Consider the following 24,468-nt stretch of genomic DNA (forward strand, 5'->3'; position numbering starts at 1 on the left):
TTGTTCCGGACCGCGTGCGGCCGTTCGGGTGGCCGGGGTTCAGCCGTTCGCTGGACGCGCGGTTGCGCTCAGCTACCCCCGCGGCGATCAATTCACCACTGCTACGAAAAACGTAGAATAAGTCCGCAATAAATAGGGAATTAACTGTTCGCGAGGCGCTTAATCGTTCCCAGCATCCTCCGCATGCCGAGGACGTGCCCGCCACTCTCGATGACGAGCAAGCGGTAGCCGGACCCGAGCACCCCGGGAAACCGCGCTCGGCTCTCAGCGAGGATCAGGGTCTGTCCTCGAGCCTCGGGTTCGAGCCGGAAAGTAAGGCGATACTCGGAAAACCGGTGCCGTCCGGCCAGCGCGAGCAGCCTGGGCGGTTCGGCGGCGGCGACCCGGAACCCGGGGACGGTCGCCCCCTCGGCGAGCGGACGGGAGCCGGTCGCCTTCCAGTCGTCGGCGCCGACGGCCCAGGCGTAGCCGGTGGCCAAGCGGCCGGAGACACGTTCGATGACCTGGTTGACCGCACGCCAGGCGGTCTCGGCGTCGGCGTGGACGACGACCCGGTGTTCGTCCAGGAACGGCAGTCGCTCTTCCGGCATCGTCACCTCCGCGAAAAACGGGGCCGCCCCGGGAGAATCCCCGAAGCGGCCCCGTCGTCACAAGATCTTTATTCGTAGATCTCGCCCTTGGCGGCCTTCTCCACCAGCGACTGCGGCGGCTCGAAGTGGCTGCCGTACCGCGCCGCCAGCTCGCGGGCCCGGTCCACGAAACCCTGCAAGCCGCCCTGGTACTGGTTGATGTACTGGATCACGCCACCGGTCCAAGCCGGGTAGCCGATGCCGAAGATGGACCCGATGTTGGCGTCCGCGACCGAGGTCAGGACACCCTCGTCGAAGCACTTCACCGTTTCCAGCGCCTCGGCGAAGAGCATGCGCTCCTTGAGGTCCTCGAACGGCACGTCCGCCGAACCCGAGTTGAACGCCTCGCGCAGACCCGGCCACAGACCGGTGCGCTTGCCGTTCTCGTCGTACTCGTAGAAGCCGGCCCCGCTGCTGCGGCCCTTGCGGTCGTACTTGTCGAGCATCGTGTCGATGACGGCCTCGGACGCGTGCGCGTTCCAGGTGCCGCCAGCGGCCTCGATCGCGGCGCGGGTTTCCGCGCGGATCTTGCGCGGCAGCGTCAGGGTCAGCTCGTCCATCAGCTGCAGCGGCGGGGCCGGGTAGCCGGCCTGCGAACCCGCCTGCTCGATCGACGCCGGTTCGACGCCCTCGCCCAGCGCGGCAACCGCCTCGTTGATGAAGGTGCCGATGACCCGCGAGGTGAAGAAGCCGCGGCTGTCGTTGACGACGATCGGGGTCTTGCGGATCTGCAGCGTGTAGTCGAAGACCTTCGCCAGCGTGGCGGGCGACGTCTTCTCGCCGCAGATGATCTCGACCAGCGGCATCTTGTCCACCGGCGAGAAGAAGTGGATCCCGATGAAGTCCTCGGTGCGCTGCACGCCCTCGGCGAGGGTGGTGATCGGCAGCGTCGAGGTGTTGGAACCCAGCACCGCGTCCGCGTTGACGATGCTCTCGATCTCGCCGAACACCTTGTGCTTCAGCTCGACGCTCTCGAACACGGCCTCGATGACGAAGTCGACGCCCGCGAAGTCGGCCGGGTCGGCGGTCGGCTTGATCCGCGCCAGCAGCGCGTCCGACTTCTCCTGCGTGGTCTTGCCGCGCGAGAGCGCCTTCTCCTCGAGCTTGACCGCGTAGCCCTTGCCCTTGTCGGCCGCCTCCTGCGAGACGTCCTTGAGGACCACGTCGATGCCCGCCTTCGCGGACACGTAGGCGATCGCGGCGCCCATCATCCCGGCGCCGAGCACGCCGACCTTCTTGGCGGTGAACTTCTCGAACCCGTCCGGACGCGAACCGCCGGAGTTGATCGTCTGCAGGTCGAAGAAGAACGCCTTGGTCATGTTCTTCGAGACCTGCCCGGTGGCCAGGCTCACGAAGTAGCGCGTCTCGACCGTGATCGCGGTGTCGAAGTCGACCTGCGAACCTTCGATCGCGGCGGCGAGGATCGCGCGCGGCGCGGGCATCGGCGCGCCCTTGAGCTGCTTGCGCAGGTTCGCCGGGAACGCGGGCAGGTTCGCCGCGAAGCTCGGGTTCGACGGGGTGCCGCCCGGGATCTTGTATCCCTTGACGTCCCACGGCTGCACGCCGGCATCGGGGTTGGCCTTGATCCACGCCTTCGCGGCGGGCACCAGCTCGTCGACGGTGTCCACGACCTCGTGCACCAGGCCGATCTCCAGCGCCTTGCGCGGCTTCATCCGCTGGCCCTGCAGCAGGACGTTCAGCAGCGCGCTCTGGATGCCGAGCAGCCGCACGGTGCGGACCACACCGCCACCGCCGGGCAGCAGGCCGAGGGTGACCTCGGGCAGGCCGATCTGGCTGCCCTTGACGTCGGCCGCGATCCGGTGGTGCGTCGCGAGCGCGAGTTCGAGGCCGCCGCCGAGCGCCGCGCCGTTGATGGCCGCGACGACCGGCTTGCCGAGCTGCTCGAGCCGGCGCATCTGGCCCTTCATCGCGGTGCTGGACGCGGTGATCTCGGCCGCGTGCTCCGGCTGCGCCTGGATCAGGTCGCGCAGGTCGCCGCCGGCGAAGAAGGTCTTCTTCGCCGAGGTGAGCACGACACCGGCGATGTCGTCCTTCTCCGCCTCGAGCCGGTCCACGGTCGCGGCGAGCGACTCGCGGAAGGCCTGGTTCATCGTGTTGGCCGACTGGTCCGGGTCGTCCAGGGTCAGCGTGACGATGCCGTCGGAGTCCTTGTCCCAACGGATGGTTTTGCTCTCGGTCATCTCGGTCCTCACACCCGCTCGATGATGGTCGCCACACCCATGCCGCCGCCGATGCACAGGGTCACCAGCGCCCGGCGCGCCTCGCGGCGCTCCAGCTCGTCGACCACCGTGCCGACCAGCATCGCGCCGGTGGCGCCGAGCGGGTGGCCCATGGCGATCGCGCCGCCGTTGACGTTGATCTTCTCGTCCGGAAGGTTCAGGTCCTTCTGCCACTTGAGCACGACGGAGGCGAACGCCTCGTTGAGCTCCCACAGGTCGATGTCGTCCGGGGTCAGGCCCGCGGTCTTCAGCACCTTCTCGGTGGCCGGGGTCGGACCGGTCAGCATGATCGTGGGCTCGGAGCCGATCGAGGCGGTGGCGACGATGCGCGCCCGCGGCGTGAGGCCGAAGGTCTTGCCCGCCTGCTCGGAACCGACCAGCACGATGGCCGACCCGTCGACGATGCCGGACGAGTTGCCGCCGGTGTGCACGTGGTCGATCTTCTCGACCTGGTGGTACTTCTGGAGCGCGACGGCGTCGAAGCCGCCCATCTCGCCGATCGTGGTGAAGGCGGGCTTGAGCTTCGCCAGACCCTCCACAGTGGACCCCGGACGGCGGTGCTCGTCGTGGTCGAGGATCGTGACGCCGTTCATGTCCTTCACCGGCACCACGGACTTCGCGAAGTAGCCGCCGGACCAGGCCGCCTCGGCCTTCTCCTGCGAGCGGACCGCGAAGGCGTCGACGTCCTCGCGGGAGAAGCCCTCCATCGTCGCGATCAGGTCCGCGCCGATGCCCTGCGGGGCGATGTAGTGGTCGTAGGCGGTGGCCGGGTCCATGAACAGCGCGCCGCCGTCGGAACCCATCGGCACGCGCGACATCGACTCGACACCGCCCGCGATGACCAGCTGGTCCCAGCCGGAGCGGACCTTCTGCGCCGCGACGTTCGTGGCCTCGAGCCCGGACGCGCAGAACCGGTTGAGCTGCACGCCCGCGACCGTCTGCGGCAGGCCCGCGACGAGCGCGGCGGTGCGCGCGATGTCCGCGCCCTGCTCGCCCACCGGGGACACGACGCCGAGCACGATGTCGTCGATCGCCTGCGGATCGAGGTTCGGGTGGCGGACCTTCAGCTCCTGGATGAGGCCGACCACCAGGTCGACCGGCTTGGTGCCGTGCAGGGCACCGCCCTTGTTCTTGCCCCGGGGCGTGCGCAACGCCTCGTAGATGTAGGCCTCGCTACTCACTGAACACTCCTCCGCGAAGCGGCATGGTTGGACACTGCGGTGTATCTCGCCGCCGACTATACCGGCCAGTAGGTGCTAATGGCCATTAACATAAGCCCGATGAACCCCATGGTGTCAATGGGTTGCCGTAGTTTCGATTAGCGCTATGGTCAGTTCACCATGAGTACGTCTCCCGCCCGCGGCACGCGACCTCGCGACCGCAAGGCCCAGCTCGCTGCCGTCGCGGCCGAGCTGTTTCGCGCGCGGGGGTTCCACGGCGTCGGGATCAATGACATCGCCGCTTCGGCGGGCGTCACCGGACCCGCGCTGTACCGGCATTTCGCCGACAAGCAGGCGATCCTCGCCTACGTCGTGCTCGCCGGGATCGACGACATGGAGACGGCCACCGCGGCCGCGCTCGCCGATTCCGCGCCGCCGCTTTCCCAGCTGGAAGCCCTGCTCACCGGCCTCGCGACACAGGCGGTCGAGCGCAGGGAGATCGCCGCGCTGTGGCGCTGGGAAGGTCCGCATCTGCCGCGCGAGCAGCGCCGGGAGATCCGCCGCCGGTCCGGCGCGGTGCTCGACGCGTGGACGAAAGCGCTGCTCACACTGCGTCCGGAGCTGTCCGCGGACGAGGCCGAACTGCTGTGCTGGGCCGCGCTCTCGGTGTTCGGGAGCGTCGCGGTGCACCACACGTCGGTGGCACGCAAACGCTTCGTGCCGCTGCTGGTCGAACTGGCGCAGACGGTGCTCAACGTCTCACTGCCGGTCCCGGACGAGCCCGCGCCGCCGGTCGCGAGCAGCCTTGGCACGCCGTCCCGTCGCGAGCAGGTGCTGACCGCCGCGACCGGGCTCTTCGCCGAACGCGGCTTCCACACGGTGAGCATGGAAGACATCGGCGCGGCGGCGGGCATCGCCGGGCCCAGCGTGTACCGGCACTTCCCCAGCAAGGCCGCATTGATGGTCGCGATCGGACACCGCGCCGCCGACCGGCTCGCACTGGCCGCCGAGCAGGCGTTGCGGGCCCCGGACGAACGGTCCGCACTGGGCAAGCTCGCCGCGTCGTACGTGCATGTATTGCTGCGCACGCCGGAACTGCTGGTGTCCTTCACCGCGGATCGCGCGACCATGCCCGAACGCGACAAGGCCGATCTGCGCCGCGTCCAGCGGGACTACGTCGACCAGTGGGTTTCCTTGCTGTGCGCGGTGTTTCCGGAACTTCCGGCCCGCGAGGCGAAGATCCGCGTGCATGCCGCGCTGACCATCGCGAACGATCTCAGCCGGACCGGCCGGATCAAGAGCAGGCCGCATTTGCAGACCGAACTGACGACGGTGCTGCACGCCGTTCTCGGGCTCGGCTGAGCGCAGGCCCGGAGGCCACGCGGACTTCGAAAGTGGTCTTCTGTTTTGCCTGGTTACTTCACTAGTGAAGTACTTCATAGGTGAAGTCACAACTTCAGAGAGAAGAGAACCTCGCGAGGTCGTCGCACGCTGTCAGCGAAACCGCGCCGATCGATCGCCCATTCGTGTCAGCATCTGCCGTGCCCACGAGACGGTTGCATCTGGTTCGCGCGGACGAAGACCACCGCGTCACGACCCTTGAGCTTTTCTTCGACCTGGTCTTCGTCTACGCCATCACGCAGACGACCGAACTGATGGCCGGACATCTGAGCCTCCTCGGCGTCGGCGAGGGACTGCTGGTGCTGATGGTGCTGTGGTGGTGCTGGTGCAGTTACGCGTGGCTCGGCACGACCATCCATGTCGACCACGGCATCGCCCGGCTGGCGATGTTCGGCGCGATGGCGGTGATGTTCCTCGTCGCGCTCGCGGTGCCGCAGGCGCTCGCCAACGAACCGGGCGGGCTCGACGGGCCGTTGCTGTTCGTCGCCTGTTACGGCGTCGTGCGGCTGCTGCACATCGTCGCCTACGTCGGGGCCGCGCGGCACGACGCCGAATTGCGCCTGGTCCTGCTGAAGATGCTGCGCGGTCTGCTCCCGAGCCTGGCTTTGCTGACGGTCGCCGCCTTCGTGGGCGGAGCGTGGCAGCCCGCGCTGTGGGTGGTCGCGCTGGCGGTGGACTACCTCAACGTCTATTTGTCCGGTCCGGCGGGCTGGCGGCTGCATTCGCCGGCGCACTTCGCCGAGCGATTCGGGCTGATCGTGATCATCGCGCTGGGCGAATCGGTCGTGGCGATCGGCATCGGGATCGGGCACGTGCCGATCACCTGGCTCGTCGCGGGGTCGGCGATCTGCGGGATCGCACTCGCCGCCGGGATGTGGTGGACGTACTTCGATCTGGTCGCGCACGTCGCCGAACGCAGGCTGGCCCGCGCCGAAGGCCTCTCGCGGACCAAGATCGCCACCGACTCCTACACCTATCTGCACCTGCCGCTCATCGCCGGCATCGTGCTCGTCGCGCTCGGCTTGAAGAAGACATTCCTGACCCTGCACACCAGTCCAGCGGACGCGTTGCACGGCGTCGCGTTGTGGGCGCTGACCGGCGGGCTCGCGCTGTACCTGGTCGCGCTCAGCTCGCTGCGGCGGCGCAACCTCGGCAGCTGGAACCGGCAACGGCTCGTGCTCGCGGCGCTGCTGCTCGCCCTCACCCCGCTCCTCGGTCACGTGCCCGCGGCCTTGCTGCTGCTGATCGTCACGGCCGCGGTCCTGCTGCTCATCGCGTTCGAACGCACATCGCTGGCGCGACGGCCGGTCGCCGAGTGAGCCGGGCCGCACTGGCGGATTCCGCAGCGCCACGCTAACCTACTCGTGAGTAGGTAACGCGAGGGAGATGCTGCATGGCTGCGCCAAGGAAACGAGACGCGATGGGCCTCGGCCTGGCCGCGCTCACCCGGTTGGCCGGGAGCAAGGCGATCGACCGGGTCGGGCTGCGCGGGCCGGTGCAGAACCTGGTCAAGACGGGGACCCGCAGCGGGTTCCGCGCCGCGGGGGCGGCGACCAGGTCGTTCACCTCGGTCCAGCGGCTGGGCAAACCGGCGCGGCTGGCGAAGCCGGACGACCGCGGGCTGTTCGACCTGACGCCGGACGAGGACCAGAAGCTCATCGTCGAGACGGTCAGCGAGTTCGCCGCCGAACAGTTGCGCCCGGCCGCCGCGGACGCCGACGAGAAGCTTGCCGCCCCGGAAGGCCTGCTGAGCCGCGCGGCCGAACTGGGCGTCAGCCTCGTCGGGATTCCGGAAGAGCTGGGCGGCGCGGGCACTGAGCGTTCGGTCGTGACGAACGCGCTGGTCGCGGAGGCGCTCGCGCACGGCGACCTCGGGCTGGCGGTGGCCGTGCTGGCCCCGTCCGCGGTGAGCACCGCGCTGGTCGCGTGGGGCGACGAGCAGCAGCAGGCCGATTACGTGCCCGCGTTCACCGGCGAGCAGGTGCCCGCCGCGGCGCTCGCGCTGCTGGAGCGGACGCCGTTGTTCGACCCGTTCAAGCCCGCCACCAAGGCGAAGCGCACCCCGAAGGGCTACCAGCTCGACGGCGTGAAGTCGCTCGTCCCGCGTGCGGCGGAGGCCGAGCTGTTCATCGTCTCGGCCGATCTGGAAGGTCGCGGACCGGCACTGTTCCTGGTCGAATCGTCCAACGCGGGCGTGACGATCGAGTCCGAACCCGCGATGGGCCTGCGCGGCGCGGCCACCGGGAAACTGCACCTGGAGAAGGTTTCGCTGCCCGCGGGCGCACTGCTCGGCGGAGGCAAGGCGGACGTTTTCACCGAGGTGGTCCGGCTTTCCCGGCTCGGCTGGGCGGCGCTCGCCGCCGGCGTCGGCAAGGCCGTGCTGGACTACGTGGTGCCTTACGTGAACGAGCGCACCGCGTTCGGCGAGCCGATCAGCCACCGGCAGGCGGTCGCGTTCTCGGTGGCGGACATCGCGATCGAGCTGGAGGGCCTGCGCCTGGTCACGCTGCGCGCGGCTGCACGGGCCGAACAGGGCAAGGAATACGCGCGGGAAGCGGCGCTCGCCCGCAAGCTCGCGACGGACAAGGGCATGCAGATCGGCAACGCCGGCGTGCAACTGCTGGGCGGGCACGGGTTCGTGAAGGAGCATCCGGTGGAGCGCTGGTACCGCGACCTGCGGGCGATCGGCGTGATGGAAGGCGCCGTCCTCCTCTGATCCTTTTTCTTGCTCCGAAAGGCAACTCATGATCAACCTGGAAGCTCCGAAGAAGGCCGGCGCGCTGATCAACCAGGCGTACCAGGCCGCGGCCGAGGTGTTCCGGCCGATCTCGCGCAAGTACGACCGCGCCGAGCACACCTATCCGTCCGAATTGGACATGTTCGCCGCACTGCTGGACGGCCTGAACTCCTCCGGCGAGGGCGGCGCGGGCGCGGCCGGCGTCCGCCGGTCCGAAAAGGACGACGGCCCCAAGGGAAACCGCAACGGTGCCAACCTGAACGTGGTGCTCGGCACGATCGAAATGTGCTGGGGCGACGTCGGCCTGCTGCTTTCGATGCCGCGCCAGGGCCTCGGCAACGCGGCGATCGGCTCCGTGGCGACCGACGAGCAGCTCGAGCGGTTCAAGGGCCTGTGGGCCGCGATGGCGATCACCGAACCCGGCTGCGGTTCGGACTCGGCCGCCATCACCACGACGGCTACCGAGGACGGCGACGATTACATCCTGAACGGCGAAAAGATCTTCGTGACGTCCGGCCAGCGCGCCGACGCCGTCGTGGTCTGGGCGACGCTCGACCGCACGAAGGGCCGCGCCGCGATCAAGTCGTTCGTGGTGGAGAAGGGCACGCCCGGCTTCGAGGTCGTGCGCGTGGAACACAAACTGGGCATCCGCGCGTCCGACACCGCCGTGCTGCGCTTCGAGAACTGCCGCGTTCCGCGCGAAAACCTCTTGGGCACGCCGGAAATCGACACGGCCAAGGGTTTCGCCGGGGTCATGCAGACCTTCGACAACACCCGCCCGCTGGTGGCCGCGATGGCGATCGGTGTCGCCCGCGCGGCACTCGACGAAACCCGCCGCATCCTGACCGAAGCCGGCGTCGTCATCGACTACGACCGCCCGGCTTTGACCCAGCACGCCGCAGCCGCGACTTTCCTGCAGCTGGAGGCGGATTACGAAGCCGCGTATCTGCTGACGCTGGAGTCGGCGTGGATGGCGGACAACCGTCAGCCGAACTCGCTGCAGGCTTCGATGGCCAAGGCGAAGGCTGGTCGGACGGTGGTCGATGTGACGCTGAAGTGCGTCGAGCTGGCTGGATCGTACGGGTACACAGAGGAATCGCTGCTGGAGAAGTGGTCCCGGGATGCCAAGATCTTGGACATCTTCGAGGGGACGCAGCAGATCCAGCAGCTCATCGTGGCTCGGCGGGTGCTGGGGAAGTCCTCGGCTGAGCTGAAGTGATCGAGGCCGCTCGGCCCGCTTCTGTGGAGCGGGCCGAGCGGCCTTGTTATTCCAGTTGCTTTTTTCCGGTCGATTGCCCGAAGAAGTACCCCAGTACCAGCAGGAAAGCACTGGAGAGCACCTGGTTGATCTCCACGTGCGCGAACATCGCGGCCACCACGGAGAGCGACATGACCAGCAGGATCGCCGCACCGACGTAGGTCGCGACGGATTCCTTGGCCAGGAAGTTCTGCCAGACCTTGGCTTTGCGCTCGTACTTGTCGATCTCGGCGGCCAGTGCCGCGGCCTTGACCTCCGCGATCTTGCGGCTGGTTTCCTTCAGCTCCCCGTCGATCTCTTCGGTCTTGCTTTCGAACTCGCCGAGCAGCTGGTGGAATTTCTCCTTGGTCCCGGCGTCGTCGACTCCAGACACCGCGTTTCTGAGCTTGTCGATCTCCTGTCCTACGGTCAATCCGTTGATCAGCTCGAGGACCTGCTCACGCCGCTCCAGGGAAATCTTCAGCGCGCTGCGACTGGCATTCACCTTGCGCTGAACGTCCGAGCGTCCTTTGAGCGTTCCCTCCGCTGCCAGCGCCTCCTTGTTCAGCGCGAGTTTCTTCCGCTGCTCGGCGATTACCGCGTCGAGGCGGTCCAATGACGCGTGCAGCTCTTCGACGGACTGCGTCTCGAGCGACGAGCTGTCAAGTCCGGCTTCGACGAACTCCTGTTCCAACCGGCGGTGGCGGCGGTCGGCCTTGTGCGCCTCGGCGGTTTCGCGATCTTCTGGACCGGTCATCGTGTTTCCCGTTCGATCGGGCGGGGGTGACCTACGGGTCGCTCGGAGGCAGGGCACTGTTGCGCTCTGTCGTCCGCCGTCGCCGTTCCGAATCCGAACCGTGACCACGGCCAGTAGCACCCTGATTACCAAAAGCGCAGCATGGTCGGTATTTTGCGCAGGAAACCGCGGTAGATCTCAGTGAATCTGGATATTTTCGAGGCCGCGGCTCACTTTTTCCGCGTAACCGAACCGGCGTCGATCGCGTCCAGAACCGCGTCTCCATTCGCGCGCGCCCACTCCGTCAGGGTGTGGATCGGCTCGATCAGCGTCGCGCCCAGCGGGGTCAGTTCGTACTCGACCCGCGGCGGGGCCTCCGCGTACGCCTGGCGGCGAACGAGCCCGTGCGCTTCAAGCCGTCGCAGCGTCTGGGTGAGCATCTTCCGGGAGATGCCGCCGATGAGCTCGACCAGATCGCCGTGGCGGACCGGGCCTTCGCTGAGGCCCGCGAGCACGACCACGGTCCACTTGTCGGCGATCAAGTCGACGGCCAGTCGCGCCGGGCAATCGGCGAGGAAGACGCCGCGGGAACCGCTCATGGAGTCCAAGGTACCTGCTGGTACCTATCGGAATCCTAGCCTGGTTTTCATCCCCCTCCAGAAACCAGGAGAGTCATGCGAGTCATCACCCAGCAGAAGCTCGGCGGCCCCGAAGTCCTCACGATCGCGGACGCGCCCGAGCCCCGGGTATTGCCGACCGAAGTCCTCGTGCGCGTCAACGCGATCGGGCTCAATCCGTTGGAGGCACGGCTGCGCGACGGCGAGTTTCCCTTGCTCGGCCAGCCGCCGTTCGTGCTTGGCTGGGACGTCAGCGGCGTGGTCGAAGTGGCGTTGACCTGGCGGTTCCGGCCTGGCGACGAAGTGTTCGGGATGCCGTTGTTTCCCCGTGCGGCGAATGCGTACGCCGAGGTGGTAGCTGCTCCGGCCTTGCATCTCGTCAGGAAGCCGAAGGAGCTCTCACACGTCGAGGCCGCGGCGTTGCCGGTCGTCGGGCTGACGGCGTGGCAGGGGCTGGTCGACCTCGGCGGCGTGACGGCGGGCGATCGCGTGCTGGTCCACGGCGGTGGCGGCGGGGTCGGGCATGTCGCGATCCAGATCGCGAAAGCCCTTGGCGCGCACGTGATTACGACAGCCAGCGAGAGCAAGCGGGAGTTCGTCGAGGGGCTCGGCGCCGACGAAGTCATCGACTACACGCGGGTCGATTTCGCTGAGGTGGTCCGCGATATCGACGTTGTGCTCGACACTCTTGGCGGCGACACAGTCGAGCGCTCGCTTGGAGTTCTCCGCGCTGGCGGGCATTTGGTGACGGCGGTCGCGGAGGACGACACCGCGCTCATCGACAAGTTCGAGGCGGCTGGGATGCGGTTCAGCGGCATCGCGGTCGATCCGGATCCGGTCGGGTTGCGCGGGCTGGTCGATCTCGTCGAGCAGGGCAAGCTTCGGGTCCACGTGCAGGAGACGTTCCCGTTCGAGCGCATCGCCGACGCGCATCGGCTGCTTGACGGCGGCCACCTTCAGGGCAAGGTCGTCCTGACAGTCAAGTGACGCCGCGTCATGGTTTCGCAGGCAGGAATGTCACGACGGAGCTATGACGTGACGGCACTGGCCGCTGAACACGGGTCCCGATGGAATCAAGGCAAGGAAAGGGGACCTGATGCGGAAAATTCTCTTGGTCGCCGCTGTCGCCGCGAGTGTGGCGACAGCGGTGGTACCGGCGGCGTCAGCGGCTACCGCGATCAAGTGGGAAGCATGTCCGGCCGACGCGAATCCGGGCCCGGGACTGGAATGCGCGACGCTCAAAGTGCCGCTGAATTACCAGGACCCGAACGACCGCACGATAGATCTCGCGATTTCCCGGCTGCCCAGCAAGAATCCCGAGAAGCGGCGCGGGGTGCTGCTGCTCAACCCGGGCGGACCGGGTGGCGAGGGGCTGGGGTACCCGAGTGTGCTGTCGCTTCAAGTGCCCGGGATTCCGTCGCCGATGCCGAAGGACGTGCTCGAAAGCTACGACCTCATCGGCTTCGATCCGCGCGGGGTCGGGCACAGTTCGCCGGTGACCTGCGACCTCACACCGGAGCAGATGGCGATCGGGAATCTGCCGTATGCCAACGGTCCGCGAGACGTGGTGAAGCAGGCGGCAGTCGCGAAGGCAGAGGCGAAACAGTGCGCTGACGCCAAAACCGGGTGGATGCTGCCGTACACCACGACGGCGAACGCTGCGCGCGACATGGACCGGATCCGCGAAGCGTTAGGCGAGCAGAAGATCTCGTACGTGGGCGCGTCCTACGGAACTTACCTCGGCGCGGTGTACACCACGATGTATCCCCAGCGCAGCGACCGGATCGTGCTCGACAGCAACCTCGGGCCAGGCGGCTACGACATCGACGCGATGCACGGGTTCGGCCGCGGCATCGAGGATCGCTTCCCGGATTTCGCGAAGTACGCGGCGGCGAATCCGCAGTACGGTCTCGGCAGCACGCCGGCACAGGCGACGGCGAAGTTTTACGACCTGGTCGGGCGGCTGGACCGGCATCCGGTCGCCGGGATCACCGGCGGGCTCCTGCGCGGGGCGGCGTTTTCCTTGACCTACAGCGATTTTCAGTTCAAGAAGCTGGCCGCGATGATGCACGACCTGGATCAGGGCAAGGAACCGGCCCAGGACGGACCGGCGGCGAGCGAGAACACGTTCGCTTCGCGGTTCGCGGTGATCTGCGGCGATTCGAGCTGGCCGAAATCGATCGGGGCCTATCAGGTGAACGTGGCGCTCGACCGCGTCCGGTATCCGCTGATCGGAGCCGGCGAGGCGAACATCGCGGCGTGTGCTTACTGGGCCGCGCCGGTCGAGCAGAAGGTGCGGATCACCGGCCGCGGGCCGTCGAATGTGCTGATGGTGCAGAACACGCGCGACCCGGGCACGCCGCTGGCCAACGCACGCAAGCTGCGCGCGGCGTTCGGTGACCGGGCGCGGATGGTGACCGTCGACCAAGGCGGGCACGGGGCTTACGTATTCGCGGCCAACAAGTGCGGGAACAACGCGGTGAACGAATTCCTCGCCACCGGAAAGCGGCCCGCGGCGGACGTTTTCTGCGCGGCTTAAACCTCCAGCACAATCCGGCCTCGCGCCTGCCCTGACTCCTGCAACCGGTGTGCTTCGGCAGCCGCGGCCAGGGGCAGGCGAGTGCCGATCCGGGGCCGGAGGATTCCGGTGGACAGACCCCGGTTGACGACGCGGGCAGCGGAGCCCAGAGCGGTGACACCGGCGTTGCTGATGGCGAACCCGCGGATGCTCGCGTCGCGCGTGTACAGCTCGCCGATCGGCAGCGTCGGTTTCGAGTCCATTCCGGCCATCGCGATGATCCGGCCGCCGCGGGACAGCAGCGGCACCGCCGAGAGCAGATCGTGGCGACCGGCGTTGTCCCACAACAGATCCACCACGGGGAGTTTGCGGTAGAGGTCGGGATCGGCGTAGTCGAAAACCTCGTCGGCACCGCATTCCCGGCACCATTCCGCGTCCTCGGCGCGGGCGGTCGCGACGACGCGCAGGCCTGCGGTCGAAGCAAGTTGGACGACGGCGCTGCCGACGCCGCCTGCCGCGCCGAACACCGCGATCGTTTCGCCGTACCCGGCGCCGGCGTGTTCGAAGAGGCCCAGATACGCGGTGGCGGCGGTGTGCAGAACGGCAACGGCGTCGTCGGAAACCCCGTCCGGCAAGCGATAAAGCCGCTCCTCGGGCACCGCACAGTACTCGGAGAAGGAACCTTGCCGGCCGTCGTGGCCGAGGCTGTTGCACCACACGCGGTCACCGGGCGCGAAGCGGTCTGCTGGCGAGGAGACAACAGTTCCCACCAGATCCCGGCCGATGACGAACGGATACGAAAGGGCCGTGGGATAAGCCCCGGAACGGATGAAGGTGTCCACGTGGTTCACCGTCACCGCGGACACTTTCACCAGCACTTCGCGCGGCCCCGGCTCGGGGTCCGGGAGCTGACCGACCTTGATCTCGGAACTGTCGCCGGGCGACGTCACGTATGCAGCGATCACCGGTTCACCGTACCGCCGGTTTTTCACCGACTTCGCGCGGATATCGGATTGATCTCCGCCGCGCGCAATTCGCCCGGAAAGCCGCGGAAATGCCCTAATCTGCCCGGCATGACCGCTCCGGTGGCGCCGGCCGACCTCAAACAGGCCCGCATCTTCATGTGGATCCAGGTAGCGCTGAGCGCGATCGGCCCGCTGCTGCTGGCCGGGATGGCCGGCGTCTCGCTGGTCGAGCTGATCAGCCTCACCCAGCTCTACATCGCGATCACCTACGCGACCGCGATCGCGCTCGCGGTGTGCGCGGTCGTATTGCCCAAGCGCCGGCAATGGGCTTACGTGACCGCCGCGGTCATCGAAAGCCTGCTGGTGCTGAACAGCCTGGTCACGCTGCTCAGCAAAGGCCTGCCCGGCATTCTGCCGCTGATCTTCGCCGGGCTCGCGCTGCGTGCGCTGCTCACCCGCGACGTGCGGACGTGGTTCTTCCCGCAGCAGCCGTCAGCCGGCTGACCGATCGTCCAGGAACTCGTCCAGGTACCGCCAGGTCGTGCCTCGGGCCCGGCGTCCGGTGAGCACGCCGAGGTGCCCGCCGGGCGCGGTGCGGAACCGGACCTCCGGCGCGTTTTCCAGCAACTGCACCACGCGTTCCACCGACGCGCGCGGCGCGATGGTGTCGTTCTCGCCCGCCACGACGAGCATCGGCACCTTGACATCGGACAGGCCGATCTTGCGGCCGTTCAGGTCGACGGTGCCCTCGGCGAGGTCGTTGGTGCGGAACAGGCGGTGGTACAGCTGGCCGAACGTCCGCCCGGGGTAGGCGTACATGTTGCCCATGAAGTGGTCCACGGCCTCGATCTGCGCGAGATAGTCGCGATCGTCGAGGTTTTTCAGGATCGCCAGCGGTTTCGTGATTTCCTTGGAGATCCCGGTGGCGCGGAACACCCGGGTGACCAAATAGGACGGTGCGCCGCCGAACACCCGGTACACCGGGGTGAGCAGATGCCCGCCGGTCAGGTCCACGAGCGGGCGGAACGGCGCGACGATCGGGATCGCGGTGAAATCGACCGGCGAGCCGACCGCAGTGATCGAGTCGATCGGAAGGTCCGGCTGGTCCGCGCTGACCAGCATCGAGAAGATCCCGCCGAGCGACCACGACACCAGGTGCACGCCCTGTCCGCCGGCGTCCTCGCTGACCTTCCGGATCGCCCTCGGCAGCACCTCGTCGATCCAGTGCTCGATGCCGAGGCGGCGGTCGGAGAAGGCGACCATGCCGTAGTCCACGAGGTAGGTCGGCCGCCCGCCCTCGACCAGGTGCTCGATGAGACTGCAGCCGCGGCGCAGGTCGAAGCACAGCGCGGGCGCGGCCAGCGGCGGAACCAGCAGCACCGGCGGGCCCGACGTCGTGGCCGCGCCGTGCGTCATCCGGTACACCGACCGGTTGGGCCCCTGGTCGATCAGCACCCTCGGCATCGGCCGCAGATCGGCGACCCCACCCTGGAAAACCTTGCCCACGACATTGGCCGCCGCGGCAGCCAACCGGGCCGGTGGGGAAACCATTCAGCGCCTCCTGGAACTCGTCGTCTGCCGGGCATCTTGCCGTGCGTGCGGGCGCGGCATCAACACGCCACTCCCGCAAGCACCTGGCAAGCGCACGTCCGCCTCAGACGCTCCCACCAGGCGGGATGGACGGCGCGCTCCGGGCGGCGCGGCCCTCGTACTCGGCGCGCTCGGGCGAATGGGCCGCCGACGCCAGCAGCTGGTCGCCGCCGAGCGCGCGCACCAGCCATTCGCCGAACGCGCGCGGGAACAGCCGGGTGATCCGGCCGGTCAGATCGAGCGATTTCGGGACGAAGACATCGAACTTCGGCCGCTCCAGCGCGCCGACGATCGCCGCCGCGACGTCGCCGGGCCCCACCGACTTGATGAACCGCGCCTCGCCCAGGCCCGACGCGAGTTCGGTGCGCACCACCGCGGGCATCACGCACGACACCTCGACACCAGTGCCGCGCAGCTCCAGCCGCACTGCCTCGGACAACCCGACCACCGCGTGTTTCGTAGCGCAGTACGTGGCCGCCCCGGAGAATCCGGACTTTCCGGCCATCGACGCCACGTTCACGATGTGCCCGCGGCCGCGCGGCTTCATCCGTTTGACCGCCTCGCGCGTGCCGTGCACGACCGCGTGGACGTTGATCTCCAGCAGCCGCCGCGTAGCCGTGTCGTCCTCCTCGTCCAGCGGCGAAAGCGGCATGATCCCGGCGTTGTTGATCAGCACGTCGATCGGCCCGATGGTGCGTTCGACGTCGTCAAGGAACGCGGTGAAGGCGGCCGTGTCGGTGACGTCCAGCGGCGACGCGACCACGTCCGGGCCCAGCTCACCAGCGGTTTTCTCGGCGCGGACCCGGTCGAGATCGCCGAGCACGAGCCGGGAGCCGCGCCGGTGCAGCGCGGCGGCGGTGGCCGCCCCGATGCCCTGCGCGCCGCCCGTGACGACAACGACCTTCCCGGAGAGCGACTGCCTGGCCATGGCGGACTCCTCGGTCTATTGACACTTAGCCAATATCGTCCTCCGGATCACTCCGCGCCGCTATCCCCCAACCCGTTGCTCAAGAACCTGGCCGAGCCAGCCGTCGACGGTGAACTGCTCGGTCGGCTTGAAGCCCTGGCTCTCGTAGTAGCGGGGCAGATCGCCGTCGCCACCCGCCCAGCAGTCGACGCGCACGAGGTCGATCCCGCGCCGTTTCGCCTCGTCCATCGAGTGCCGCAACAGCCGCGAGCCGACCCGGTGCCCGGTGAACTGGCGCGAGGTGATCAGCAGCCGCACGTACAGTTCGGGCTCGTCGACCTGCGGGGTGTAGGGCATGGGCTGCCCGAGGATCAGCGCGCCGGCGGGTTTTCCGTCGATCTCCGCCATCCGGAACCCGGGCTCGGCCACGAACTCGTGCACGCGTTCGACGCGTTTCGGGTTCGTGCTCCACGGCTGCGTGCCCCATTGGCCCGCGCTGCCGCGCGCGACCAGCCATGCGACGGCGTCGTCGAAAAACCCCAGCAGAACGTCTGCGTCTCCGGCGGCCCCAGGCCGGATAGTGAACTCCATATCCCCACCATAGGGACAGGTGAAGCAGCGCCGCCGGAACTCCGCCCGGACGCCCCGGCGGCGCTGGGTCTCAGGCGCCGACCCCGAGGTGGCGCGCGATCAGCATCTTCTGGACCTCGCTGGTGCCCTCGCCGATCTCGAGGATCTTCGCGTCGCGGTAGAAGCGGCTGACCGGGAATTCGTTCATGAAGCCGTATCCGCCGAAGATCTGCGTCGCGTCACGGGCGTTGTCCATCGCCGCGTTCGACGCGACCAGTTTCGCGATCGACGCTTCCTTCTTGAACGGTTCGCCGCGCAGCATCTTCGACGCCGCCTGGTAATACGCCAGCCGCGCGGTGTGCGCGCGGACCTCCATGTCCGCGATCTTGAACTGGATCGCCTGGTACTCGCCGATCCGGTGGCCGAACGCGACGCGGTCCTTCGCGTACTTCAGGCATTCGTCCACGCAGCCCTGCGCGAGCCCCACGCTCAACGCGGCGATCGCCACCCGGCCCTCGTCCAAAATGGACAGGAACTGCGCGTAGCCGCGGCCCCGCTTGCCGACCAGGTTCTCGGCGGGCACCCGGACGTCGGAAAAGGACAGTTCGTGGGTGTCCGAGCAGTTCCAGCCGACCTTCGAGTACTTCGGGGCCACCGCGAACCCCGGCGTGCCGGACGGGACGATGATCGCCGAGATCTCCTTGCGGCCGTTCTCCATCACGTCGGTGACCGCGGTGACGGTGACCAGCTTCGTGATGTCGGTGCCGGAGTTGGTGATGAACGCCTTGCTGCCGTTGATGACCCACTCGTCGCCGTCGAGCCGGGCGCGCGTGCGGGTGGCCCCGGCGTCGGAGCCGCCGCCGGGTTCGGTGAGGCCGAACCCGCCGAGCGCCTCGGCCGTGGTCAGCATCGGCAGCCAGGTTTCCTTCTGCTCCTGGGTGCCGAAGCGGTAAATGGGCATCGCGCCGAGCGAAACCCCGGCCTCCAGCGTGATCGCGACCGAGGAATCGACCCGCGCCAGCTCCTCCAGCGCGAGGCACAGCGCGAAGTAATCCCCGCCCATGCCGCCGAATTCCTCCGGGAACGGCAGGCCGAACAGGCCCATCTCGCCCATCTTGGCGACCAGCTCGTACGGGAATTCTTCCTTCTCGTACAGCGGGCCGATGACCGGCGCGACCTCCGCCTGCGCGAAGTCCTCGACCGTCTTGCGAAGCGCCTCGTACTCGTCGTCCAGCCGGAAGTCGATCACTGCTTCTCCTCCGCCGCGCTCACCACGGCCAGCGTCTCGTCGAGCGCGACCTGCTGGCCGACCCGCACCGAAAGCTCAGTCACCACACCGTCGATCGGCGCGGTCACGGTGTGCTCCATCTTCATCGCCTCGACGACCAGCAGCGGCGTCCCCGCGCTCACCACGTCGCCTTCGGCGGCCTTCACCACCAGCACCGTTCCCGGCATCGGGCTCTTCACCGGACCGGCGCCCGCCGCCTCGCCGCGCGAGGACAACGTGAATTCCTGGTCGGCGAACGCGAACGACTTGCCCTCGCGGGCGAGCCACACTGTCCGTTGTGGACCGTCCGCGCAGCGGTACCGCTCCACGCCGTTCGCCCGGCGCACCTCAAGCAGGTCGCCCTCGCGACGGGCGGAAACGCGAACCGGCTCGGCGTCGTCCACCTGCACCGAAGCGTCCGACGGCGTGCCCTCGACCCGCACCACGGCCTGGTTTTCCCCAGTCCGCAAACGGAAAGTGATGCCGCCGGGACCGCTGAGCCGCCATCCGCTCGGGATGTCCCACGGGTCCACGACCGTGCCGGTCGGCTGCAGCGAGATCAGCCGGTCCATGGCCGCGGCGACGAAGAACCCGGCCGGTACTTCCGAGGAGATCAATTCGGACAGTCGCCGGTCGACCAGTTCGGTGTCCAGCTTTCCGGCGCGGACGTCCTCGTCGGCGAGCAGGCCGCGCAGGAAGTCGATGTTCGTGCCGAGGCCGAGCAGCGCGGTGTCGGCCAGCGCGCGGTCCAGTTTCTGCAGCGCCGACGCGCGGTCCGGGCCGTGCGCGATGACCTTCGCCAGCATCGGGTCGTAGTTCGAGCCGACCACCGCGCCGACCGACATCCACGAGTCCACCCGCACGCCGTCGCCGGAGGGCTCGTGCACGGCCAGCACCGTGCCGCCGGTCGGGATGAACCCGCGCGCCGGATCCTCGGCGTAGACGCGGGCTTCGACCGCGTGCCCGTCGAGGCGCACGTCCTCCTGCGTCAGTCCGAGTGGCTCCCCTGCCGCCACCCGCACCTGCCAGGACACCAGGTCGAGGCCGGTCACCATTTCCGTGACCGGGTGCTCGACCTGCAGCCGGGTGTTCATCTCCATGAAGAAGAACTCGTCCGGATTGTGCGCGGACATGATGAACTCGACCGTGCCCGCGCCGACGTAGCCGACCGACCGCGCGGCTTCCGCGGCCGCCGCGCCCATTTTCGCCCGGGTCGCCTCGTCCAGCAGCACCGACGGCGCTTCCTCGATGATCTTCTGGTGCCGCCGCTGCAGACTGCACTCGCGCTCGCCGAGGTGCAGCACAGTGCCGTGGGTGTCGGCCAGCACCTGGATCTCGATGTGCCGCGGCGTGGTGACGAACCGCTCCATCAGCAGCGTGTCGTCGCCGAACGAACTCTTCGCTTCCCGGCGCGCGGACTCGACCGCAGCGTCCAGCTCGGACTCTTGGTGCACCAGGCGCATGCCCTTGCCGCCACCGCCCGCGGACGGCTTCAGCAGCAGCGGATAGCCGACCTTCGCGGCGGCTTCGGCGAACCCGCCCTCCGGAATGTCCACATCGGACGCACCGGGCACGACCGGGACCCCGGCCGCGGACACCGTGGCCTTCGCCCGGATCTTGTCGCCCATCTTGTCGATCGCTTCCGGCGGCGGGCCGATGAACACCAGCCCGGCCTCCGCGCAAGCCCGCGCGAACGCGGTGTTCTCGGCGAGGAAGCCATACCCCGGGTGCACCGCCTGTGCGCCGGTTTCCTTTGCCGCGGCGACGATCGCCGGGATCGACAGGTAGCTCTTCGCCGCTTCGGCCGGGCCGAGGCGCACCGCGGTGTCGGCCTCGCGGACATGCCGGGCGTCGGCGTCCGCGTCGCTGTACACCGCGACGGAACGAATCCCGAGCGCACGCAGCGACCGGATTACGCGAACCGCGATCTCTCCGCGGTTGGCAACCAAAACAGTCTCGAACACGCTCATCACATCCGGAAGACGCCGTAGTTGACCTCGGGCAAAGGCGCGTTGGCCGCGGCCGACAGCGCGAGCCCGAGCACCGTGCGGGTGTCCGCCGGGTCGATCACGCCGTCGTCCCACAACCGCGCGGTGGAGTAGTACGGGCTGCCCTGTTGCTCGTACTGCTCGCGGATCGGGTCCTTGAAGGTCTCTTCGTCCTCGGTGGACCATTCGCCGCCGCGGCCCTCGATCGCGTCGCGGCGCACCGTCGACAGCACCGAGGCCGCCTGCTCGCCGCCCATCACGGAAATCCGCGCGTTCGGCCACATCCACAGGAACCGCGGCGAATACGCGCGACCGCACATGGAGTAGTTGCCCGCGCCGAAGGAGCCGCCGATGATCACGGTGAACTTCGGCACCCGCGCGCAGGCCACCGCGGTGACCATTTTCGCGCCGTGCTTGGCGATGCCGCCCGCCTCGTACGCACGGCCGACCATGAAGCCGGTGATGTTCTGCAGGAACACCAACGGGATCGAACGCCGGTCGCACAGTTCGATGAAGTGCGCGCCCTTCATCGCGGACTCGGCGAACAGCACGCCGTTGTTCGCGATGATGCCGACCGGATGGCCGTGGATGTGCGCGAATCCGGTGACCAGCGTCGAGCCGTATTCCTTTTTGAACTCCGCGAACCGGCTGCCGTCGACGACGCGGGCGATGACCTCGCGCACGTCGTACGGGGTGCGCGAATCCGTGGGCACCACGCCGTACAGCTCGCGTTCGTCCGCCGCGGGCGGCTCGATCGCCTTGACGTCCCACGGCCGCGGCGTGCGCGGGCCGAGCGTCGAGACGATGTCGCGGACGATGCGCAGCGCGTGCGCGTCGTCGTCCGCGAGGTGGTCGGTGACGCCGGACTGGCGCGCGTGCACGTCGCCGCCGCCCAGCTCCTCGGCCGTGACGACCTCGCCGGTCGCGGCCTTCACCAGCGGCGGGCCGCCGAGGAAAATGGTGCCCTGATTGCGTACGATGACCGCTTCGTCGCTCATCGCCGGGACGTACGCGCCGCCCGCGGTGCACGAGCCGAGCACCGCGGCGATCTGCGGAATGCCGCGCGCGGACATGGTGGCCTGGTTGTAGAAGATCCGGCCGAAGTGCTCGCGGTCCGGGAAGACCTCGTCCTGGCGCGGCAGGAAGGCGCCGCCCGAGTCGACCAGGTAAATGCACGGCAAGTTGTTGTGCAGTGCGACTTCTTGCGCCCGCAGGTGCTTCTTCACCGTCATCGGGTAGTAGGTGCCGCCCTTGACCGTGGCGTCGTTGGCGACGATCACGCATTCGCGGCCGGACACCCGCCCGATCCCGGTGATGATGCCCGCCGCCGGGGCCTCGTCGTCGTACAGCCCGGTGGCCGCGAGCGGGGAAAGCTCGAGGAACGGTGATCCCGGGTCCAGCAGCGCGTCCACCCGGTCGCGGGGCAGCAGCTTGCCGCGTTCCACATGGCGGGCGCGCGACTTCTCCGGCCCACCGAGCCGGGCGGCGGCGAGCCGCTTGTGCAGATCCTCGACCAATTCTCCGTGCGAAGTGACGCTGCGGGTGAAGGTGTCGCTGTTGGGATCCGCGGAACTGCGCAGTACCGGCGTGTCCATGGCTCTCCGTCGAGACGTTAGCGGTCGTTAACTCCGCCGGAGATGTTAGTGCTCGTTAACCGCCGTGTCCAGTCCCACGCGAAGCGCCCCAATGTGGCATTGGGTGCATGCGACGCACCGAACGCCACATTGGGTGCGTCAGATGCACCCAATGCCACATTGGGGCGGACACGGGCGGGTGAGGCGAGACAGTCAGCCCGCGACGGCGTCGGAGATCCAGCCGGCCACCGGCAGATCCCGTTCGAGGCATTCGACCGACAGCCGGATCGTCCAGCGCAGTGCCTGCAGCAAGAGGCTGTCGACCTCGTTCGGCGCGGCGCTCGCCAACGCGATCTCGACCTGTTCGCGCGCGGCGGCGGTGTTGCCGTGCACCTCGGCGAGCAGCGTGCGGACGGCGGTGCGGACCGGCGGGTCGGCCTGGTCGATCGAAACCTCTTCGCCCGCCTCGTCGAACACCTGCACCTTGACCGGCGCGGTGCCGCCGTCACCGAGGGTGGACACCATGGCACTGCACTCGCCGAAGAGCAGCAGCATCAGCTCTTTGGTTTCCTCGTCGCGTTCGCCCGGCTCCTGCGACGAGGGCGTGACCTCTTCCAGCGCCTCCGTGTCCTCGCCAAGGCTGATGGCGACGAGCGCGCGCTGTGCCTTCTCGACGAGCCGCTGCTCGCCCTCGCTCCGGTCCGCGGTCACGTGCCTATCAAACACCAGACCGGCGGTCGGCGGGATACCCCGGATCGCGGGCTCAGCCCGCCGCGGAAAGGGCGCCCAGCGCGAGCCGGCACAGCAGATCGGCGAGCGCTCCGTCACCGAGATGGCGGTTGTAGGGCGTCGAGTTGATCAAGCCGAACACGGCGTGTGCCGCCGACCGCGCCTGCCGTTCGCCGAGGCCGGGCACAGCTTCGCGAATCGCCCGCACCCATACCTCGACGTACTGCCGCTGGAGCGCGCGCACCTGTTTCCGGTCACCGTCGGTGAGATTCGCGAGATTGCGCTCCTGAACGGTGATGAGCGCCGGATGGTCGAGGGCGAAGTCGACGTGGAACCGCACGAGCGCGGCCAGCAGCTCGTCCGGCGTGCCGCCCGCCGCGGCGCGCGCGGTGCCGCCTTCGAGCAGGAAGTGGCTGATCGAGTTCAGCATTTCCCCGAGAATCGCGTCCTTGCTGCGGAAATGCCGGTACAGCGCGGGACCGGAGATGCCGACGGCCGCGCCGATGTCGTCGATGCCGACGCCGTGGAAACCGTGGTGGGCGAACAGCTCGGCGGCGGCGGAGAGGATCTGTTCCCGTCTGTTCGGCTTCGCGCCGTTCACCAGTGGGAGGGAATTCGCCGGCATCCGCACATAGTAGGTCCCGTGGTTAGCGAGCGCTAACTTCCGGTCCTACTTCCTGCTTGAGCCAAGTGGACGCACCCAGATTTCAGGGGTGTCTCGTGGGGATTGCACCTGGTAAAGCTTTACCGCGTCAAGCTGTCACGACAGGAGTGACCTATGGCTGCAAACACCCGTCAACCATCACGACGCATCCTTCGGATGTGCGCGGCCCTGGGGGTCGCTCTCGCTGCCTCGCTCGGCTTCGCCACCGGTGCGAGCGCTGCGTCGCAAAACTACGTCGCGCTCGGCGACTCCTACTCCTCCGGAGTGGGCGCCGGGAGCTACGGGGATTCCGGCAACTGCAAACGCAGTGCCAACGCGTACGGCCAGCTGTGGGCCAACGCCCACTCCGGCACCAATTTCACCTTCCTCGCCTGCTCGGGCGCGAAGACCGGCGACGTGCTGAACCAGATCGGCTCGATGCCGTCCAACGCCACCTTGATCACGCTCACCGTGGGCGGCAACGACGCCGGGTTCACCGACGTGATCAAGACGTGCACGCTCGGCAGCGACCAGACCTGCGTGGACCGGGTCAACACCGCCAAGACCTACGTCCAGAACACCCTGCCCGGGCTGCTGGACAAGGTGTACTCGGCGGCCAAGAGCAAAGCTCCCGGGGCTTCGCTGGTCGTTTTGTCCTACCCGCGCTTCTACACCGTGCCGGGTTCGTGCAGTGTCGGGCTGAGCGACACGAAGCGGTCGGCGATCAACTCCGGGGCGGACACGCTCGCTTCGGTGATTTCGTCCCGGGTTTCCGCCGCGGGCGGGAAGTTCGTGGACGTCCGGTCGGCGTTCGTCGGGCACAACATCTGCTCGTCGGCGAGCGACTACCTGCACAGCTTGACGTGGCCGGTGGACGAGTCGTACCACCCGACTGCGGCCGGGCAGCGGGGCGGCTACTACTCGCCGCTGACCTCCGCGATCGGCTGACGTTTCGCAGAA

General features: G+C 68.2%; 22 protein-coding genes. 8 read left to right on the forward strand and 14 right to left on the reverse strand.

Features of this window, described 5'->3' with window-relative positions:
* Window positions 1-140: 140 nt before the first annotated feature.
* The 3 genes from L3Q65_RS28600 to L3Q65_RS28610 form a co-directional block, all read right to left on the reverse strand.
* Entirely contained in the window at window positions 141-590 is a 450-nt protein-coding gene (locus L3Q65_RS28600) for a hypothetical protein (RefSeq protein WP_237597153.1), read from the reverse strand.
* A gap of 68 nt (window positions 591-658) precedes the next feature.
* Window positions 659-2,830 carry a 3-hydroxyacyl-CoA dehydrogenase NAD-binding domain-containing protein gene (locus L3Q65_RS28605; protein ID WP_182890077.1) on the reverse strand — a complete coding sequence of 724 codons (2,172 nt, stop codon included), beginning with the start codon at window positions 2,828-2,830 and terminating at the stop codon, window positions 659-661.
* Window positions 2,831-2,838: 8 nt separating this feature from the next.
* Entirely contained in the window at window positions 2,839-4,050 is a 1,212-nt protein-coding gene (locus L3Q65_RS28610; RefSeq protein WP_037817122.1) for an acetyl-CoA C-acetyltransferase, read from the reverse strand.
* Between the two features lie 159 nt (window positions 4,051-4,209).
* Here L3Q65_RS28610 and L3Q65_RS28615 point away from each other — a divergent pair, with 159 nt between their 5' ends.
* The 4 genes from L3Q65_RS28615 to L3Q65_RS28630 all read left to right on the forward strand — a co-directional run bounded on the left by L3Q65_RS28615 (window position 4,210) and on the right by L3Q65_RS28630 (window position 9,386).
* On the forward strand, window positions 4,210-5,391 hold the full coding sequence (locus tag L3Q65_RS28615) for a TetR/AcrR family transcriptional regulator (RefSeq protein WP_182890076.1): 1,182 nt from the start codon (window positions 4,210-4,212) through the stop codon (window positions 5,389-5,391).
* A gap of 179 nt (window positions 5,392-5,570) precedes the next feature.
* Window positions 5,571-6,749 carry a low temperature requirement protein A gene (locus L3Q65_RS28620; protein WP_182890075.1) on the forward strand — a complete coding sequence of 393 codons (1,179 nt, stop codon included), beginning with the start codon at window positions 5,571-5,573 and terminating at the stop codon, window positions 6,747-6,749.
* A 101-nt stretch (window positions 6,750-6,850) separates the two neighbouring features.
* Window positions 6,851-8,146: an acyl-CoA dehydrogenase family protein gene (locus L3Q65_RS28625; RefSeq protein WP_037817128.1), complete on the forward strand. Its 1,296-nt coding sequence runs from the start codon at window positions 6,851-6,853 to the stop codon at window positions 8,144-8,146.
* A 28-nt stretch (window positions 8,147-8,174) separates the two neighbouring features.
* Complete coding sequence (locus tag L3Q65_RS28630; RefSeq protein WP_182890074.1) at window positions 8,175-9,386, forward strand: acyl-CoA dehydrogenase family protein; 1,212 nt, start codon at window positions 8,175-8,177, stop codon at window positions 9,384-9,386.
* Window positions 9,387-9,432: 46 nt separating this feature from the next.
* Here the strand turns inward: L3Q65_RS28630 and L3Q65_RS28635 are convergent, their stop codons facing one another.
* On the reverse strand, window positions 9,433-10,161 hold the full coding sequence (locus L3Q65_RS28635) for a hypothetical protein (protein WP_182890073.1): 729 nt from the start codon (window positions 10,159-10,161) through the stop codon (window positions 9,433-9,435).
* A gap of 209 nt (window positions 10,162-10,370) precedes the next feature.
* Window positions 10,371-10,739 (reverse strand): helix-turn-helix domain-containing protein, encoded by a 369-nt coding sequence (locus L3Q65_RS28640; protein ID WP_182890072.1) that lies wholly within the window; start codon window positions 10,737-10,739, stop codon window positions 10,371-10,373.
* Between the two features lie 75 nt (window positions 10,740-10,814).
* Between L3Q65_RS28640 and L3Q65_RS28645 the strand changes: the two genes are divergently transcribed.
* Window positions 10,815-11,744 (forward strand): NADP-dependent oxidoreductase, encoded by a 930-nt coding sequence (locus tag L3Q65_RS28645; RefSeq protein WP_182890071.1) that lies wholly within the window; start codon window positions 10,815-10,817, stop codon window positions 11,742-11,744.
* A gap of 109 nt (window positions 11,745-11,853) precedes the next feature.
* Window positions 11,854-13,296: an alpha/beta hydrolase gene (locus L3Q65_RS28650; protein WP_182890070.1), complete on the forward strand. Its 1,443-nt coding sequence runs from the start codon at window positions 11,854-11,856 to the stop codon at window positions 13,294-13,296.
* Here the strand turns inward: L3Q65_RS28650 and L3Q65_RS28655 are convergent.
* On the reverse strand, window positions 13,293-14,240 hold the full coding sequence (locus L3Q65_RS28655) for an NADPH:quinone reductase (RefSeq protein ID WP_182890069.1): 948 nt from the start codon (window positions 14,238-14,240) through the stop codon (window positions 13,293-13,295). The genes L3Q65_RS28650 and L3Q65_RS28655 overlap by 4 nt on opposite strands.
* Before the next feature lie 108 nt (window positions 14,241-14,348).
* Here L3Q65_RS28655 and L3Q65_RS28660 point away from each other — a divergent pair, with 108 nt between their 5' ends.
* Window positions 14,349-14,744, forward strand: a complete 396-nt coding sequence (locus L3Q65_RS28660; protein WP_182890068.1) for a hypothetical protein — start codon at window positions 14,349-14,351, stop codon at window positions 14,742-14,744.
* Here the strand turns inward: L3Q65_RS28660 and L3Q65_RS28665 are convergent.
* From L3Q65_RS28665 to L3Q65_RS28700, 8 genes are all read right to left on the reverse strand, one after another.
* Window positions 14,733-15,791 (reverse strand): alpha/beta hydrolase, encoded by a 1,059-nt coding sequence (locus L3Q65_RS28665; RefSeq protein WP_182890067.1) that lies wholly within the window; start codon window positions 15,789-15,791, stop codon window positions 14,733-14,735. The two genes, L3Q65_RS28660 and L3Q65_RS28665, sit on opposite strands and share 12 nt — an antisense overlap.
* A 103-nt stretch (window positions 15,792-15,894) precedes the next feature.
* Complete coding sequence (locus L3Q65_RS28670) at window positions 15,895-16,758, reverse strand: SDR family oxidoreductase (protein WP_182890066.1); 864 nt, start codon at window positions 16,756-16,758, stop codon at window positions 15,895-15,897.
* Between the two features lie 60 nt (window positions 16,759-16,818).
* Window positions 16,819-17,328 (reverse strand): GNAT family N-acetyltransferase, encoded by a 510-nt coding sequence (locus L3Q65_RS28675; protein ID WP_237597154.1) that lies wholly within the window; start codon window positions 17,326-17,328, stop codon window positions 16,819-16,821.
* 70 nt (window positions 17,329-17,398) lie between these two features.
* Window positions 17,399-18,556, reverse strand: coding sequence for an acyl-CoA dehydrogenase family protein (locus L3Q65_RS28680; protein ID WP_182890064.1), 1,158 nt, complete (start codon window positions 18,554-18,556; stop codon window positions 17,399-17,401).
* The gene (locus tag L3Q65_RS28685) at window positions 18,553-20,538 is read right to left on the reverse strand and encodes an acetyl-CoA carboxylase biotin carboxylase subunit (protein WP_237597155.1); all 1,986 of its coding nucleotides are present in this window, start codon (window positions 20,536-20,538) and stop codon (window positions 18,553-18,555) included. The genes L3Q65_RS28680 and L3Q65_RS28685 overlap by 4 nt, the downstream gene beginning before the upstream one ends.
* 5 nt (window positions 20,539-20,543) lie before the next feature.
* Entirely contained in the window at window positions 20,544-22,157 is a 1,614-nt protein-coding gene (locus L3Q65_RS28690) for a carboxyl transferase domain-containing protein (RefSeq protein WP_237597156.1), read from the reverse strand.
* Between the two features lie 192 nt (window positions 22,158-22,349).
* Complete coding sequence (locus tag L3Q65_RS28695) at window positions 22,350-22,847, reverse strand: hypothetical protein (RefSeq protein WP_086024916.1); 498 nt, start codon at window positions 22,845-22,847, stop codon at window positions 22,350-22,352.
* Between the two features lie 52 nt (window positions 22,848-22,899).
* Complete coding sequence (locus L3Q65_RS28700; RefSeq protein WP_037817267.1) at window positions 22,900-23,490, reverse strand: TetR/AcrR family transcriptional regulator; 591 nt, start codon at window positions 23,488-23,490, stop codon at window positions 22,900-22,902.
* Window positions 23,491-23,685: 195 nt separating this feature from the next.
* On the opposite strand from L3Q65_RS28700, the gene L3Q65_RS28705 reads away from it, so the two are divergent.
* The gene (locus L3Q65_RS28705; protein ID WP_237597157.1) at window positions 23,686-24,456 is read left to right on the forward strand and encodes an SGNH/GDSL hydrolase family protein; all 771 of its coding nucleotides are present in this window, start codon (window positions 23,686-23,688) and stop codon (window positions 24,454-24,456) included.
* Window positions 24,457-24,468: the final 12 nt, after the last annotated feature.

The sequence above is a fragment of the Amycolatopsis sp. FU40 genome (assembly GCF_021903635.1).
GTDB lineage: Bacteria > Actinomycetota > Actinomycetes > Mycobacteriales > Pseudonocardiaceae > Amycolatopsis > Amycolatopsis dendrobii.